The organism is Desulfospira joergensenii DSM 10085, assembly GCF_000420085.1.
Classification (GTDB): domain Bacteria; phylum Desulfobacterota; class Desulfobacteria; order Desulfobacterales; family Desulfobacteraceae; genus Desulfospira; species Desulfospira joergensenii.
Genome location: NZ_ATUG01000002.1, coordinates 1,750,983 through 1,767,297 on the forward strand (window position 1 = coordinate 1,750,983; position 16,315 = coordinate 1,767,297).

Genomic DNA, 16,315 nt, shown 5'->3' on the forward strand with positions numbered 1-16,315 from the left:
CCAACGCATTCCAGAGCACCTGTCCTGTTATGATATCGGAACAAGGACCAGGTCCTGCTCATCAGAGATGCTGCGGATAAAGTTCCTTTAAAAACAAAATCTGGCTGTTTTTTGTCCAACTTGATCGCTTTCTTAAGATGGAACCTGTTTTGTAAAAGCCGATCTGATGCTCGATTGAAAGGGCTCTTGATGTCAAAAAACTTTGGATTTCAATCTGTTTCGGACAGTAATGGGATCCTTGTATAGAACCTGCCGGAACAAGCGTCTGACATAAAGTCGCTGCCCGTCGCCTTATGGATCCCGTCGTTTTATCCTTCGAAGCCCCGAAATCAACGAAAATACCCAGGGCCTGAAGGCGATAAAAAGGCCTGTGCTTCGCCTGTCCTTAAGGGGAAGACCAGCGTCCTCTTCAGCCAGCCGGTTAAAGGTTTTGATAAAGTCGTCCAGTTTTTTCTCGATGATGTCCAGGGATTTCCTAGTGAACTGTCCCGTGGTGAACAAAAGCCTCTCATTGGCGTGTCTAAAGTCATGTTCCATAAAATCTTCCGTAACTTTTTCCAGGTATGTGTTCCAGATCGGCCCCTTTTTATGCCAGAGTACATTTTTGGAAATCAGAAGACGGAATTTGTTTTCCGGATGCAATTCTATAATGCCGAGTCGGTCTAGCTGAACGAGCATCCTGGTGGCTTCGGACGCTGAAATGTCATACTCTTCGATAATATATGGCAATGGCCATCCGTGTATAATGAAGTATAGAAAAACCATCAGCTTATGATCTTGGGCAAGAATGCACTCCTGCTCAAAGGATAATGCCCTTGACGGCTTTTCACTGTTCCGCTTTGCCAGGGTTGCAAGCTCATAAAAGTCCAAATCCACGATATTGCAGATCTCTTCCAGCCGTGCCAGAGAAACAGTATGCTTTGAAAAGAGCCGTTTGACACTTGCCTCGCTGATCTGCATTCTTTCCGCAAGATCCCTGTAGGTAATCCCTCTTATTTTGAGTACCTGCTTGATTGAATTGAGTAGAAGTTTTGTCTGTTGCATGGGGTTTCCTAAGAAATTTTCAGGTGCCGACGTTAACAGATAAAACTTATGGCCCAAAAATTCGGCCAACCGCTTGAATCTACACATGGACCATATCAACCATGGCATCATGATTCAAGAGGATTATACCAGGCCGCAAAAAAGTCCCCTGCGGCCTTGGACAGGTGCCTGGTCTGTTCTGCCGGCTGTGGATGCTACTCTTCGTATTAATATCTTAGACTTCACAAAGAGCGCTTGATCGCAACCAATTTAGTTTATTAGATACGTTTTGGGGATGCCCGCGCAAAAAATTGCAATCCGAGAAAGGAGGAATGTCTATGAAAAACAAACAAGACATCATGAACAGCTATCGAAAAGGGGACCCGTACCAACGGCTGGATATTTTTTTCATGTACAGGTACTTTCGGAACGAGTTCACGGAAATCGAACATCGGGAAATTGCCGGCAGAAAATTCCGATGGAAGGCACCTGAACCGGACAAATTACAGCACCGCTTTGAGAGCATGGATAACAATTCAAGGAGGCGTAGCGATGCATTCACAGCCGGGCGTTTATCTGGATGAGGAAAATGAACGACTGACTGGTAAGAACTTTCTTTTTGCCAGGCAAGGTATAAAGCTTATCATGGGAACTGGGGTCACACCTTGATTATATTGCATTAAAGTTTCAATAGGCCAAATCAAGCGGATGATACCGTCTGTTTGATGTGTTAAAATGAATTATTATCATAACAAAATATATAGATGGGAATATGGCTCCTTGAATAGATAAGAAAAAATTCACAGAGACTCTGCAGAGCTGGGGCGCAGGTATTGTCCGCATTGCAGATACGGCAAATCTGGCAGGTATTGAAACTGAACCCGGAGATTTTCTGGATGGTTTTCCAAGGGCGGTGAGCATTGCGGTTCGCCTGTCAGACCCCATTATGGATGGGATCGACAATCAGCCGACCCCTCTTTATTCCTCCCACTACAGCCGGGTCAATGCTCTGCTGGATGATATCGCCCTGCGGACCACCAATCTCATCCAGGAAGCTAGAGACAGAGCCGTTCCGATTCCGGCCAGCCTGATCCTTGACTCGGAAAAATGAACTTCATTTATATCCCACAAAGCGGTTGCCCTAGCCGCCGGTATCGGCTGGCATGGGAATGAAATACTCGGCCGCGGCTGCTGTCACAAACGGGGGCGCGCCCTGGCCGCCCATGTCCGGGGCCACCACCAGGCATCCCCATTCCCTAAATCAGCAGGGCATGGGGCCGCTTAAAACAGTCCGGCATCCGCACTGTTCCGCTTTCATACCTGACCCCGGCCTTGTCGCCCTCGGACAGGGTGGGCAGCATCTCTCTGACGGCCGGTTTCCTGGCCTCATTGATGATCATGGTGCAGGCCTTTTTATTGAACCCGTCAAGCACGGGTGAATCCAGGAACTGCTCCGTCTCAAACTGTTCCCAGATCACAAAGTCAAGGTCCCGCCGGGCCGCTATTTCCTGGGTGGTTTCAGCCGTCCTCCTTTTTTTAACTGTGCCTGTTGATCGTGCCGCAGGGATTAAAGGGTTGAGTGCTGCTCAATATTTGGCGTTTAACCAGCCATGATTTAAATACATTTTGATGTTAATTTTTATTCCGGGGCAGGGGCGCAAACGACCCAAAAAATACTTCCGGCGTCGGTTTCGGCGCCATGTATCGGATCGGTTCAATCAGGTTATATAATAATAGGTTTTACCTATTATTAAACACTCTTTAATCAGTTATTGAAATCACTGGATCAGGAATTAAATTATGTTCATAGAAAATAAGGGTTCTTTGTGGAACCCGGAATGCAGCGAATAACTGAGACTTGAAAAGATGAGGTGATGATATGACAGATAAAAGATTAGAAGACTATGTTGAAAGTGAAACAGAAAGAGAGGAAGGCCATGCAGACACCCGGTACAGGAACTTTGAGTGCGACTCCCCTGACAAGAGCCTTGGATGCGATCCTGGCATTGACGTGGCCGGGTAATGAAAAACGGCAGAGCCTTAGTAGAGCAAACATTTATGGAAGTAACGGAGGTGAACTATGATATCAGCTATAATCGCATTTTTTGTGATCGCATATCACTTGGACAAATGTTGGGGTTCCAGAACCGGGACCTGTGAATTATAAGACTTTAACCTGCGAAATCCCTCTGGACCCAGGGGGATTTCGCGTTACACTAACAAACAGGCGGGATGGCGCTGAAAGGGATCAGGTCAATGAAAGATAAAGATGAACGGTTACTTACGGAGTCGTCTCAGATGTCGATGGAACAGATTACCTGTGCCCGGCTGACTTTCTGAACGAAGATTACAAAAAAGGCGTGGACTCCAACGTCTGGTTTGAAAAAGATGTTCCCGGCAGATACGCAGCTAGAAGATCAAATTAAGTGGTTACAGATGGCCTGAGATACGGTATGATAAGCAGGTATATGATCTTATCTGTTCTCAGTTACACTTTCCAAATGCGTTGTTGATTCTTTCAAGTGATTGGTCCGGTTTTCTGTTTCATCTGTCCAAGGCGGCTTACGATAAAACTATATTCCGCTATTTGATGTTTCATTAACTTTAAGATCAAAAGGAAATGTCATGGAAGTAAAGGATTATTGCAAGGCAATGCTGGCAGAGGTTACGGCTTGGAAAGAAAAGCTTGAGGCGATGAAAAAAGTAGCAGACTCTTACGGATCAACTGACAGAGAAAAAATTCTGCCCTTGATCGGTCAGCTGGATCAGGAAGTGGCGACGGCCCAGGTCCGTGTGGATCAGCTTAGAAATGAATGCCCGTCAGACTGGTCGCCTGTGAAAAATGAGCTTGATGACTTGTTTGGCACAATCGGAAGCCGTGTAGACAGGGCCTGGAGAGATCTTGAACCCGGAAATGTCGGCGGCTGAGCATTCCCGTCCCCGAATTGAGATCGCATTGCAGATCTGAAAGGCCCCCAAAATTTATTTGCGGGGTCTTTTCTATTCCGTCCGGCGATGATGCCTGAAAAACCACGATGGTGGATAATCTCCATTAGGTAGATTTCACGGGCCGGCTCGAGTTTGAATATGCGATTATGAGAGAAGTAAAATTGAAAGGGAAAAGGAAATGGAATTGAAAAATTACTTTGAAACCACGACCGGAACAGGGGTTTTATCAACAGCCGACAGCACTGGACGGGTTGATGCCGCCATCTATTCCCCTCCTCATTTTATAGACGGCAAGCTTGCGTTTATCATGCGAGACCGGTTGTCGCGCAAGAATTTTGAATCCAACCCCCAAGCGGTTTATCTGTTTATTGAAAACGGTACGGGATACAAGGGAAAACGGCTTTACCTCACCCGGACAGATGAAGAGAAAAACACGGAGCGGATCCATTCCCTGAAACGACGGGAAAAGGAGACCAGTCCCGGTGAGGATCTTTTTCTGGTGTTTTTTGAAGTGAATCATGAGCGGCCGCTTGTCGGCAGGTAAACAGCGTCCTGCAAAGGAGTGAGCAATGGTTTCCACACTGGTTTCAACAAAAAATTTTGGTGAAATCGCTGTTTTAGATGAGCAGGGAAGGCAGGTGGCATTATCGTCCTTATGGCGGGAAAAAACGGCGGTTCTGGTTTTTGTCAGGCATTTCGGGTGAGTCTTCTGCCGTCAGCAGGTCGCTGACCTTACCCGGAATTCCCGCCGCTTCAGCGACGAAAATGCCGATCTTGTTGTCATCGGTTCCGGTGATCCGGGGCACTTTGCCGAATTTCGCGAAAAAACCGGGTATGACGGGCTGCTTTTTTCCGACCCGTCACTGAAGGTGTTTTCCGCTTTGGGGTTTTCAAACAGCCTGACGGGATTGATTCGCATAAGATCCCTGACCAGAGCAGTCTCCGCCCTCAAGCAGGGGCATCGGCAGGGATCGGTCCAGGGAAGCGCCCTCCAGCTTGGTGGAGCGGTTGTCGTGGATACCTCAGGATCGGTACACTATTTCTTTGCCGGGTCAGCAGCCGGCGATCATCCTGATATCGATGAGCTGGTACAGGCTGTTGAGGCAGCATCATGATACGACTCAGGGAATCCATCCGTGTACGGAAAGAGATCAGGCAGGTGTTCACCTATCTGAGCGATTTCAGCCATATCCAGGAATGGGACCCGGCTGTTGTGTCATCCCGGATGACCCGCCCCGGAGAAATCAGTATCGGATCTGGCTTTGACCTGACCTTGAAATTCGGCCCCTTCCGTCCGAAGATGACGTATGAAATCGTCGAATATGAGCAGTTTTCAAAGGTTGTGCTGAAAGGCCGGGGAAGCTCTTTCAGTGCCGTGGATACGATTTTATTCCAGAAGACGGCAGTCGGTACCCAGATCGATTACCAGGCGGACATCCGGTTTTATGGCACCGGCTGCTATATCGAAGGTGTCCTGTCTCCCGCCATGAAGCAAATGGGCAGAAAGGCCATGGCGGGACTTGAAAGGACGCTTGGTGACGCGGGCGTGTTTGCAGACCGGAAAAGCTGGTTTCAGTCCGGTTCCGGTTTGCCGGACTACCTGGCAGACCATGCCGTTTTACCGGGGATGCTCATGTTCAGCCGGTACGGATACAGATTGAGCAGAAGATTCTGGAAAGCCCCCTCAGGAACTCTCTACGGCAAAAAAGTGGTATTGACCGGCGGGACATCTGGAATCGGAAAGGCTGCGGCATTCAAACTGGCAGAAAAAAAGGCCTTTTTGACGATTATCGCCAGGAACCCTGAAAAGGCCGAACAGGTAAAGCGGGAAATTGTTCAAAAGACAGGCAATCCCCATGTTGACGTTTTGATTGCCGACCTGAGCCTGATGCAGGACATCAGGGACGCCGCAGCAAGGCTCAAGGCTTCTAAAAAGGTCATCGATATTCTCATTAACAATGCAGGTGCTTTGTTCAATGAACGAAAATTGACCTCGGAAGGATTGGAGCAGACATTTGCGACAGATCTTCTGGGGGTGTTTTATCTGACCGAGTTGTTGAAAAAGAGGCTTGCCGGATCAAGCGGTTCACGAATCATCAATGTGTCCTCCGGCGGCATGTATACCCAGAAAATTGATGTTGAAGATCTTCAGAATGCCCAGAAAACGTACAGCGGTGCAAAGGCCTATGCCAGGGCCAAAAGAGGGGTTGTCATATTGACCCGGCTCTGGGCTGATGAACTCAAACCGCATGGAACAGCGGTGCATGCCATGCATCCCGGCTGGGTGGACACACCGGGCATCGAAAAATCCCTGCCCGCATTTCATCAACGGGTCAACCGGATGCTGCGGACAAGCCAGCAAGGTGCGGACACCATTGTCTGGCTGGCCAACTCAAGAGAGGCCGGCCGATGTACCGGTCTGTTCTGGCTCGACCGCCGGCCCCATGAAACCGTGGTCTTTCCCGGAACCGGAGAATCCCGGCGGGAACGGCAGGTGTTGTGGGAAAAATTAAACAGCCTGACAGCCACATACGAATAACGAAAATGACAGATCAACGCGTCAGCGTCACCTGAATATCGTCAATGCCGCCGGCGGTAAACCCGGCTTCGCATATTGAAAAATAATACTGCCATTTCCTGCAGAATATTTCATCAAATCCCATCCCGGAGATTTCTCTTCTGGCGTCCATGAAGCGGTGCCGCCAGTGCATGAGTGTTGTGGCATAATGGGCGCCCATATGGTGGACATCTGAAATGTTAAAATCCGTATGGGCATGGATGGTGTCTTTGAGAATTTTCAGGCAGGGCAGATGCCCGCCCGGGAAAATATGTTTCTGAATCCAGTCCCGTTCCCTGCAGTACTGTTGATATCGGTGGTCGTCTATGATGATCGCCTGAAATACCATCCTGCCGCCGGGCCTTAACAGGCCCTGGCTCTGTTTGAAATATGCGGCAAAAAACTGCGGGCCTACTGCCTCGATCATTTCGATAGATACGATCCGGTCGAATCTGCCTTTGATGTGACGGTAGTCCTGGAGTTGGATGGTGATCCTGTCTTTAAGCCCCTCGTCTTTTACCCGCCGGCATGCCCGTTCATACTGGGCCCTGGATACGGTAATCCCGGTTACCCGGCAGCCGGTCTTTTGGGCGGCAAAAACGGCAAATCCGCCCCATCCGCAGCCGATTTCAAGGATGTGGTGATGTTCCCGGATATCCGCCTGGTCCAGGATTCGCACCATTTTTCTTTCCTGGGCGGTTTCCAGGGTGTCGTCTTTATTTTTGAAAATTCCGCATGAATAAATCATCTCCCGGTCGAGGAAACGCTCATAAAAGGCATTGCTCAGATCATAGTGGGCCCTGATGTTTCCGGGCGTGTTTTTGATGGTGTTCCAGCGCCTGTCATGGGCGGTTTTTTCCTTTATCCGGGTGATAAGGGAAAGCAGCAGATTGCCGTCTGAAAAGCGGTCCCGGTTTTGAATCAAAAGCGTCAGCAGCGCAGCCAGATCCGGTGTGTCCCATTCTGAATGCATATATGCTTCACCAAACCCGATCTCGCCGTCAAAGATAATCCTGGGGAAAAAATGGTAATCTCTTATCTTCATGGCCGCAGCCGGCTGACTTCCGGAATTGCCGAAACGAACGGCTTTCCCGCTGGGCATCTCGACCTTGAGGCAGCCGGAGGTGATCCGTTTCAAGGCCATGAACACAAATCGTCTGCAGATGGATTCAACCAGGCCGGGGGTTTGTTTTTTCAAGGTCATGGGGCTCTGGGGAATTGGTTTGTCATGGAAGGGCAGCTTTTTCCGGAAATAAAGCTTGAATGCATGAGCATATATTCTGGGAACACTCAAGTGAGGTGCAAACGGGTATTTCAAAATCGTTTTCAGATGATTTGCGGGGGTCATGGCACGTGCGTCCCCTTTGAAAACGGCTGCCAGTATTTTTTTGTTGTCATTGACCAGTTCGATTTTGATTTCCAGATGATTTTCTGGTGCTGAAAAGTAAAAATGATAAGTGCCTTCAACCCTGTTGAATGGCGAAACATGGAATACCTTGGGTGTTTGAAAGGCCGCAATCCATCTGTCTGACCCTGGTGTGCCGGGTTTCAGTACATAGGGATGGCGCTCCCCGTATGTATTGTTGACTTCAGTAATGATCGCCGCCAGTTCATGATCCCCGGCAAAGCAATAGTAAAAACTGGCCGGGTTGAACACATAGTTGAAATACCGGGCGGATGTGATCATGATGATATTGGAAACCGGCTGATCTATCCGGTGCCGGTCAAGCAGTTCGGATATTTTTTCCCTGATCGGAATGTCACCGGGCTGAAGGTAATCCCTGTCATGGATGGCTGCGACAGCGGGGCGGTTGTATCCAAAAAGGGGGTATCTTTTGTTGAGGTCATCAAGGTCATCAAGGTCAATGGCATACATATATACCGGGTATGACAGATCATGGGTGACGGGCCGGAACCGTTGATGCTCGATTGTGCCGTGGAAGATTTGAGATTTCACAATGTCACCCCGAATTTTTCTCCCACGGCCAACGCCGAGTTGACGCCGTCTTCATGAAATCCAAATCCGAAATAAGCCCCGCAGAAAAAGGTGCGCTGATATCCGTTTAAGCGGGGCAGTCCTTTTTGGGACCGGAATGCGTCAAAAGAATACTGGGGGTGGGTATAGTTGATTTCTTCGATCACATGGGCTTCGGGGATCGGTTTTTGGGGGTTCAGTGTCACAAAATAGAGCTGCTGTGTCTCAAGTTTTTGAAGGCGGGTCATGTCATAGCTGACCGTAACCGGAGAGTCTGTATCTGACTGGGCGTGGCGTGTATAGTTCCAGCTGGCCCAGGCCCGCCTGCTGGGCGGCATGACACTCGTGTCGGTATGCAGAAAGGTCTTGTTTTTGGAATAGATCCATGCCCCGAGCAGCTCTTTTTCCCGCTGACTTGGGGTGTCAAGCAGATTCAATGCCTGGTCTGCATGGGCGGCAATCACTACGGCATCAAACACCTGAGGGGGGGCATTTTCAAAATGCAGGGTGACGCGGTCCGCCTCACGGGATATGTGGGTGACAGGGCTGTTTTTCACAGCGCGGCCGCGGAAGGATTTTAAGAAGGCATTGACGTAGGTGTGGCTGCCGCCTTTGACAAAATACCACGGGGGATGACCGGTGACGCCGAGAAGGCCGTGGTTTTCATAAAATTGGGCAAAGGTCCGGATGGGGAAGCGGCTCATCTGAAAATCTGAGCCCGACCATATGGCAGCCGCCATGGGGAGGATGAACTGGTCAGTGACTTCACGATGAAGGCCTTTCCGGCGGGCATATTCAGCAAGCGTGATGTCTGCCAGGCGGCCGGAAAGATATTCTTTTCTCAGAACTTTGAGATAACGGGTCATCTCAAAGACGAACCTCAGGAATTTCGGCCTGAAGATGTTGGCACGCTGGGCAAACAATGAGTCAAGGCTGCGACTGGCATAACAGAGGCCGGTCCGTTCGCAATAGTATGAAAATGACATGTCGGTTCTGCATGTTTCAACCCCCAGCCGGGACAGCAGGTGTATGAAATTGGGGTAGGTCCTTTCATTGAGGACGATAAACCCGGTGTCCACCGGTGTGTCTTTATCCGGACCCTCGGGGAGCATCACCGTATGGGTGTGGCCGCCGAAATAATTATTCTTCTCAAACAGGGTAACCTGGTGCCGGTTCTGGAGGAGGAATGCTGAGCAGATGCCGGAAATGCCTGATCCAACAACGGCAATGTTTAAATTTTTTCTCGTTTTGTAGTACATGACCGCCGCCTTTGTGGTTCAGAAGTTGAGAAAAAGAAAACCATCGCCTTCAAGTTATATCGAAGCCTGTGGAAAATCTCAATTTAATCTTTAGATTTATCGCTGATCCCTTATTGCAGGGCTTGCTCTGGCATCAAGGTTAAGAAAGTCCCACCAGATCAAAGCCTTAGCCGGCAGATTTGAAAAAATATGGTTACATCTTGATTAAAAATATGGTCACAGCTTGATTATTGCATTATAAGTTTCAATAGGCCAAATCAAGTGAATGATACCGTCTTTTTGGTGTGTTAAAAAAAATTATTACCAGAACAGAATAGAAGGGAATATGGCTCCTTTAATAGATAAGAAAAAATTCACAGAGACCCTACAGAGTTGGGGAGCAGGCATTGTCCGCATTGCAGATACGGCAAATCTGGCAGGTATTGAAACTGAACCCGGAGATCTCCTGGATGGTTTTCCAAGGGCGGTGAGCATTGCGGTTCGCCTGTCAGACCCCATTATGGATGGGATCGACAATCAGCCGACCCCTCTTTATTCCTCCCACTACAGCCGGGTCAATGCTCTCCTGGATGATATAGCCGTACGGACCACCAATCTCATCCAGGAAGCAGGAGGCAGAGCCGTTCCGATTCCGGCCAGCCTGATCCTTGACTCGGAAAAATGGACTTCATTTATATCCCACAAAGCGGTTGCCCTATCCGCCGGTATCGGCTGGCAGGGGAAAAGCCTCCTGCTGGTTACTCCGGAATTCGGTCCCAGGGTCAGATTGGTCACCATTCTGACCGATGCCGACCTGGATCCGGATTTTCCGGTAAAAAACAGATGCGGAAAATGCAATCAATGTAAAGATCATTGTCCTGCCGGGGCAATTCTCGGCAAAAATACGGTCAGCCACTATACAACCCGGAGTGAGGCGGTTGATCTCAATCGTTGTGTCCATCAGGTGCGGGATGTATTTGGCAAGCTTCCCAATACCACCCCGCTCATCTGCGGTGTATGCATAAAGGTCTGCCCATGGGGATCCAAAACAGGGAAAAATCTGCCCAAGACCGCTTTGTCCGCCGGGTAAGGTCGCTTTATCCGTTAAAAGGAGATAAACATGAAGATTCTCAACGCTGCCCACAGGGCATGGCTGTTTATGCAAAATCCCAGGCGAAACGCCAATTCAAGGAAAATTTAATTGTTTTTACCCCTCTGCCTGGCTACACTGGCTCTTCTTGCCGTCACTCTATTGCCCCTGTGGCGGAACCCGCATTGGCTGATCCGTGGAATGGACTTTCCCCGCCTGCAGTTTTCCGTTTCAGCGATACTATTGTTATTTGTTCATCTGATCTTTCTTGATCTTGGAGATGCAAATACCTGGATACTCATTTTACTTACACTGGCCTGCCTGGTCTGGCAGTTGTGGTGGATTGCACCATATACTCTTTTCTGGCCCGTGGAGGTGGAAAAGGCCAAGGATAAAGGTCCTGACCGGCGTCTCACTATTATTACCGCCAACGTTCTTGCATCCAATCAGGATGCAGAGTCCCTGCTTACCCTGGTTAAGAAGCACAGCCCCGATGTTCTTGTCACGCTGGAGTCTGATCAATGGTGGCAGGATCAACTCGATATTTTGGAATCTGAAATGCCTTATACCATAAAGTGTCCGTTGGACAATCTTTATGGAATGCATGTCTATTCACGCCTGCCCCTTGATCAATCTGAGATCAGCTTTCTGGTGGAGGAAGACGTCCCTTCCATGCATTCTCTGCTGAAGCTGCCTACCGGGGAGAGGGTAAGAATGCATTTCTTACATCCTGCACCGCCGAGTCCCACCGAGAATCCGGAATCTGCCGAGCGGGATGCCGAGTTAATGATTGTTGCACGCAGCATCAATGACAGCGGACAACCTGTCATCGTTACAGGTGATCTTAACGATGTGGCCTGGTCGCCCACAACCCGGCTGTTCCGAAAGATTACCGGTTTGCTGGATCCCCGGGTGGGCCGGGGGATGTTCAATACCTTTCATGCAGGATATCCCTTTGTGCGCTGGCCGTTGGATCACATATTTCACAGCCGGCACTTCACATTGCACTCGATTCACCGTCTTCCTCCCATAGGGTCGGATCATTTTGCTCTTTTCACGGAACTCTCCTATACCCCGGAACAGGGATCCGGTCAAAAGGGGTTGGAAGCTGATCGTTCCGATCTTTCCTGATCAAAATCCATGGCTGATGAAAAAGGAGTGGGTAAAGCGGATGTCCCCACTCCTGGAGAATGAGTAAGCGTTCTTTTGTTTCCATGAGCCCCCGGGTTCTTCACTCCTCTGTTTTTACGGAAAATGAAAAAATATCCCCCAAACGGGGGATGTTTTTTTCTACTGCCTTTTTTACTATCCTGTTAATTCCGAATTTGGCCGGGAGAGGTTGGGAACTCTATAAAGGAGACAGCAATGATCCAAAATTTGTTTGAACCGGTAGAAATTAAAGGGATTCAGCTGAAAAACAGATTCGTCCGTTCGGCCACCATGGAGGGAATGGGAACCCCTGACGGATATCCGACACAAAAGCTGAAAGAGTATTATTGCAGGCTTGCCCAAGGAGAGGTCGGATTGATATTTACCCATGGAACCATGATTGAGGCGTGGAAGAATCTTCCGGAAACTTTGGGCATTCAATCCCCTTTTTCCATTCACTCGGACCGCTATATCAATGCCTGGCAGGATGTGGTCCATGCCGTCCATGCCGGGGGCGCAAAAATCGCCATGCAGATCAGCCATCTGGGAAGGCAGGATATTCCCGAACTGAGGGGTTCGGCACCGATTGCCCCATCTGCGGTACCCATAGAGGAAAGCGGCGTAACCCCCCGGCAGATGGGTGTGGATGATATCGAAAATGTCATTGAGAGCTTTGCCCAGGCCTGCCGCCGGGTAAAGGAGGCGGGATTCGACGCGGTCCAGTTTCATGGGGCCCATGGAAACCTGATCAATAATTTCATGTCCCCTTTTACCAATATCCGGACTGACCATTACGGAGGACCCCTTGAAAACCGGGCCCGTTTTATGACGGATATCCTGAAAAGAACCCGTCAAGTCATCGGACCGGAGTATCCGTTGATGATTAAAATGAACTTCAATGATTTTGTGGATGGAGGCCTTGAAACAAATGAGGCCGTAAATATTGCAGGAATCATTGCAGAAGCCGGGATCGACTGCATTGAAGTATCCGGGGGAACGCTTTCCGAAAGCAGGAGCCACATTGCCGTTAAGGGGATAAAAAAGAAAGAGCAGGAGGCTTATTTCCGTGAATATGCCAAAGCTTTAAAGGAGCAGGTTTCCATACCGGTCATCCTGGTCGGCGGCCATCGAAGTCCGGATTTAATGGCCCGGATCGTGGAAGAGGGGACTGCTGATTTTATCTCCATGTCCCGGCCTTTTATCCGGGAACCCGGACTGATTCAAAGATGGAAAAAAGGGGATCTGGAAAAGGCAAAATGTATTTCCTGCAACCAATGCTTTGAAAATTGGATTTCCCGTCCCCTGAGGTGTTATGTGGATAATCCTGTGAGAGAAAAACAATAGATGGGTTTAAAAATCGCAGAACAGGGCGGATTCAGGCGACCTCAAAACCTTGGGACTGATCTGAGATCGAATACCATGGATTTTGATGGATACGAGTATTTCATTTTAAAGGAGTATGGATCATGGGTATGGAAACTTTATTGAAAATCCGGGAAATGGGAAGAGAAGTGAAGAGGAAAGATAGAGACCCAGAATCCTGTTACAGAAGACCAAAGCAAATACAAAAGGGAATTTTAAAAAAGAGGGAATGATGAATATCGGTATTTATATCTATGATCAGGCGGAAGTATTGGATTTTTCAGGGCCCTTTGAAGTGTTTACCACGGCTTCACGGGTCTGTCCGGACTCCACCCCCTTTGAGGTGTTTTTAATCGGTGAAACCGGCAAAACCGTATCTGCCCGGGCGGGTTTCCGTATCCATCCGGCCTATGGATTTCATAATCATCCGGCCATGGATCTTTTGATTGTGGTCGGCGGATATCATTATGATGAGATGAAGAAACCCCATGTCCTTGACTGGATTGCAGAACAGGCCGGTCGGGCCCGGTATGTCGCCTCCATCTGCTCCGGGGCATGGCTGCTGGCCCAATCCGGGGTTCTGACCGATCAAAATGTAACCACCCACTGGGAGGATATTGAATCCCTGCAGAGGAGTTATCCTTGTCTCAAGGTCCATAAAAACCAGCGTTGGATTGATGAGGGAGAGTATATCACTTCAGCGGGAATTTCAGCGGGAATCGACATGAGTCTATACCTGGTCGGCAAATATCATAGTCTGGATCTGGCCAGGAAAACAGCCAGGCAGATGGAGTATGAGTGGAGGGAGAACCGGGAATCCTAAAATCACAGGGAAAGGGCTGATTTATGAATATAACCATCCTTCCGGGGGCTTGAAAAGCCTGACCGATAAACCTCAGGCCCCAGGCCACAGTTAGAGCCGGGTGGTGGCCATCTCCCAGAGCGTTCCTTTTTTGGCCCTATTCCCTTCTGTGGACATCTCCAGTATCCGGACCCGGGCAAGATCTTGTGTAATTGTGGTACTGGAGTGCAGGCCCTTTACCGTGGTTCCGGCCAGGATTTTTCCCCGGACGTCCAGAATGGGCCGGGGGGGGATGACGGGAAATTTTTGGTCAAGGGAAGATTTCCTTTTCATATGGGTGTCCATTTCTTCCTGCAATTTTTCCAGATCCCTTTCTATGCGCCGCTCCTGTCTTTCCAGGCTCAGCTTCTCAGAGGTAAGCTCAATGATTTTATTTCTGATCACTCCAAGGGGAAGGCCATGGCTCTTTGTCCCGGAGCCAGTCTCCTCTTCCATCCGGGCAAGTTCCCGGCAAATCCCTTTTTTATTCTCCTGGATGGCCTCTTTCTCCAGGGTCGCATTGTCAATGGTAATTTGAGACTGCTCTATTTTTTTGTTCAGCGTTTTTAACGATCCTTTCAGATAAGGAGAAGGACCAACCGTAATTGTTGAAGAAAGGGCCTTGACAGATCCGATGCGGTAGATCCTTGCTCCGCCCCTTGCCGAAATTTTTGAGGCAAGCATTTTCCCCCGGGACATTTCAAAGGTTCCCTCAAGGGATATCCGGCTTTCCACCACCTCTGTGCCGATTTCCACATCCCCGATGGCCTCAATGGAGGACTTGTAGACAAAGCCTGCAGAAACAGAGCCTTCTGCATTGACACGGGAATTGGTGATTCCGTTGGCCACGGTCACATCCCCTTTTGCATGGATGATACCGCCGTCCACGGATTTGGCCACCACATCTTTGGCCTCGACCCTGAATCCGTTTTTAATGGTCCCGGTAATAATGACGTTTTTTGAAAATGTAATATGGCCCGTGGTAAAATCCACATCCCCCTGGATCACATGGGCATCGTTTACGGAAAGAATGCCGTCCTTGCTCAGCTTTGGATATCCGTCTGTTTCAGCGCGGGCAGAAAGCTCGTCCCCGGACAGATAGACTCCTTTGCCCGGTTGAATCTCCGTATCAAAGGGCGGTTCCGCTTCCATTACCTTCCCGAAAACGCTCAACCCGCTGTTTCCGAGTTTGCCCGGGACCTTTTCCGCCAGGACATCTCCGGCCTTGACAAAGGGGACCTTCCCCCTGGCCTTGTAATCAATGGATCCGTCTTCAGCCGTTTTCCCCGGGGAGAGGTAGTCCTGCTCAAACATGTAAAATATCTGGGTATCGGTCCCCTGCACCGGCTCTAAGCCCCTGGCCAGTTCAAACCAGGTTTCAGTATACTGGTCATCGGAAAGAAATTCTTCCAGGGCCGAATCCTTGGCAATTCCGTATATGATGCCCTTTTCATCCAGAAAATCTTTGAGCCCGGAGAGATTCAGAAAGGGGTTTGTCTTGTCCTCCCGGATAGCATATACCCTTAGTTCATTTTCAGGGATAAAAAGGACAATCCCCTTTTCCCGTATCTCCCTTGTCTGATTGTCCGGGCTGCTCCCCCTGGATCCCTGATCCATTTTCTGCTTCTGGAGAATCAGTTTCTGCTGCTGTTCGGAGATCATGCCCGCATCTACAAGCAGGTTCCCTATGAAAACGGTCCTGCCCTCCTGGTTGAGCTCTTTCTGTTCTTCCAAAGCCAGTTTCAGGTTGCTTTGGTTTAAAAATCCGAATTCAATACAAAGGGAGCCGAATCTTGTATCTTTTTGCGCTTTTGCAAAATTAAGGCAGGTTTTTTTCAGATTGGGGGCTGCCTTGGGGCTGATATACCCCTTGGCAACCATGAGTTTGAGCAATTGCCCCTCGGAGGAAAGGGGCCGGCCCGCAGCATCTCTCATCAGTCTCTGGAAGTTTTCCTTGGACAGAATTTTCAAGAACAGGGCAATCCGGGTGACCAATGCGGTCTGACACTGGATGATTCTACCGGCGGGTATGGGTTTTCCTGATTTGACCATGGGATCTTTCCTCATTGATATGCGTATTTACTATTCGGGTTAAACAGATATTCAGAAGAATAAAGAGAAAACAGATGGA

The 16,315-nt window shown here is 49.2% G+C and carries 17 protein-coding genes; 12 read left to right on the plus strand and 5 right to left on the minus strand.

Going from position 1 to position 16,315, the window contains the following annotated elements; all coding sequences use genetic code 11:
- Positions 1–291 precede the first annotated feature (291 nt).
- Positions 292–1,044, minus strand: coding sequence for a helix-turn-helix domain-containing protein (locus F608_RS0120730; protein ID WP_027362968.1), 753 nt, complete (start codon positions 1,042–1,044; stop codon positions 292–294).
- 317 nt (positions 1,045–1,361) lie between these two features.
- Between F608_RS0120730 and F608_RS0120735 the strand changes: the two genes are divergently transcribed.
- Together F608_RS0120735 and F608_RS35135 are read left to right on the plus strand one after the other, a co-directional pair.
- Entirely contained in the window at positions 1,362–1,607 is a 246-nt protein-coding gene (locus F608_RS0120735) for a hypothetical protein (protein ID WP_022667609.1), read from the plus strand.
- A gap of 329 nt (positions 1,608–1,936) precedes the next feature.
- Complete coding sequence (locus tag F608_RS35135; protein ID WP_022667610.1) at positions 1,937–2,134, plus strand: hypothetical protein; 198 nt, start codon at positions 1,937–1,939, stop codon at positions 2,132–2,134.
- Positions 2,135–2,279: 145 nt separating this feature from the next.
- Here the strand turns inward: F608_RS35135 and F608_RS0120750 are convergent, their stop codons facing one another.
- Entirely contained in the window at positions 2,280–2,501 is a 222-nt protein-coding gene (locus F608_RS0120750) for a hypothetical protein (protein ID WP_022667613.1), read from the minus strand.
- A gap of 401 nt (positions 2,502–2,902) precedes the next feature.
- On the opposite strand from F608_RS0120750, the gene F608_RS36595 reads away from it, so the two are divergent.
- The 5 genes from F608_RS36595 to F608_RS0120780 all read left to right on the plus strand — a co-directional run bounded on the left by F608_RS36595 (position 2,903) and on the right by F608_RS0120780 (position 6,511).
- Positions 2,903–3,046 carry a hypothetical protein gene (locus F608_RS36595; protein ID WP_022667614.1) on the plus strand — a complete coding sequence of 48 codons (144 nt, stop codon included), beginning with the start codon at positions 2,903–2,905 and terminating at the stop codon, positions 3,044–3,046.
- 602 nt (positions 3,047–3,648) lie between these two features.
- A complete protein-coding gene (locus tag F608_RS0120760) occupies positions 3,649–3,951 on the plus strand; it encodes a hypothetical protein (RefSeq protein WP_022667615.1) in 303 nt (100 codons plus the stop codon).
- A gap of 199 nt (positions 3,952–4,150) precedes the next feature.
- Positions 4,151–4,516 (plus strand): pyridoxamine 5'-phosphate oxidase, encoded by a 366-nt coding sequence (locus tag F608_RS0120765; RefSeq protein WP_022667616.1) that lies wholly within the window; start codon positions 4,151–4,153, stop codon positions 4,514–4,516.
- Between the two features lie 25 nt (positions 4,517–4,541).
- The gene (locus F608_RS37185) at positions 4,542–5,087 is read left to right on the plus strand and encodes a peroxiredoxin-like family protein (RefSeq protein WP_279615090.1); all 546 of its coding nucleotides are present in this window, start codon (positions 4,542–4,544) and stop codon (positions 5,085–5,087) included.
- Entirely contained in the window at positions 5,084–6,511 is a 1,428-nt protein-coding gene (locus tag F608_RS0120780) for an SDR family NAD(P)-dependent oxidoreductase (RefSeq protein ID WP_022667620.1), read from the plus strand. Before F608_RS37185 ends, F608_RS0120780 begins: the two co-directional genes overlap by 4 nt.
- A 13-nt stretch (positions 6,512–6,524) precedes the next feature.
- Here F608_RS0120780 and F608_RS0120785 read toward each other — a convergent pair whose 3' ends face one another.
- Together F608_RS0120785 and F608_RS0120790 are read right to left on the minus strand one after the other, a co-directional pair.
- Positions 6,525–8,486: a DUF1365 family protein gene (locus F608_RS0120785; RefSeq protein WP_022667621.1), complete on the minus strand. Its 1,962-nt coding sequence runs from the start codon at positions 8,484–8,486 to the stop codon at positions 6,525–6,527.
- Positions 8,483–9,763 (minus strand): NAD(P)/FAD-dependent oxidoreductase, encoded by a 1,281-nt coding sequence (locus F608_RS0120790; RefSeq protein WP_022667622.1) that lies wholly within the window; start codon positions 9,761–9,763, stop codon positions 8,483–8,485. The genes F608_RS0120785 and F608_RS0120790 overlap by 4 nt, the downstream gene beginning before the upstream one ends.
- Before the next feature lie 325 nt (positions 9,764–10,088).
- Between F608_RS0120790 and F608_RS0120795 the strand changes: the two genes are divergently transcribed.
- The 5 genes from F608_RS0120795 (at position 10,089) to F608_RS0120825 (ending at position 14,166) form a co-directional block, all read left to right on the plus strand.
- Positions 10,089–10,832 carry a 4Fe-4S double cluster binding domain-containing protein gene (locus tag F608_RS0120795; RefSeq protein WP_022667623.1) on the plus strand — a complete coding sequence of 248 codons (744 nt, stop codon included), beginning with the start codon at positions 10,089–10,091 and terminating at the stop codon, positions 10,830–10,832.
- Positions 10,833–10,943: 111 nt separating this feature from the next.
- The gene (locus F608_RS34200) at positions 10,944–11,963 is read left to right on the plus strand and encodes an endonuclease/exonuclease/phosphatase family protein (protein WP_244154310.1); all 1,020 of its coding nucleotides are present in this window, start codon (positions 10,944–10,946) and stop codon (positions 11,961–11,963) included.
- Between the two features lie 234 nt (positions 11,964–12,197).
- Positions 12,198–13,325 (plus strand): oxidoreductase, encoded by a 1,128-nt coding sequence (locus F608_RS0120815; protein ID WP_022667625.1) that lies wholly within the window; start codon positions 12,198–12,200, stop codon positions 13,323–13,325.
- 122 nt (positions 13,326–13,447) lie between these two features.
- A complete protein-coding gene (locus F608_RS37190) occupies positions 13,448–13,576 on the plus strand; it encodes a hypothetical protein (protein WP_022667626.1) in 129 nt (42 codons plus the stop codon).
- Positions 13,576–14,166, plus strand: a complete 591-nt coding sequence (locus F608_RS0120825) for a DJ-1/PfpI family protein (protein ID WP_022667627.1) — start codon at positions 13,576–13,578, stop codon at positions 14,164–14,166. Before F608_RS37190 ends, F608_RS0120825 begins: the two co-directional genes overlap by 1 nt.
- A gap of 90 nt (positions 14,167–14,256) precedes the next feature.
- Here F608_RS0120825 and F608_RS0120830 read toward each other — a convergent pair whose 3' ends face one another.
- Positions 14,257–16,236, minus strand: a complete 1,980-nt coding sequence (locus F608_RS0120830) for a DUF342 domain-containing protein (RefSeq protein ID WP_022667628.1) — start codon at positions 16,234–16,236, stop codon at positions 14,257–14,259.
- Positions 16,237–16,315 lie beyond the last annotated feature (79 nt).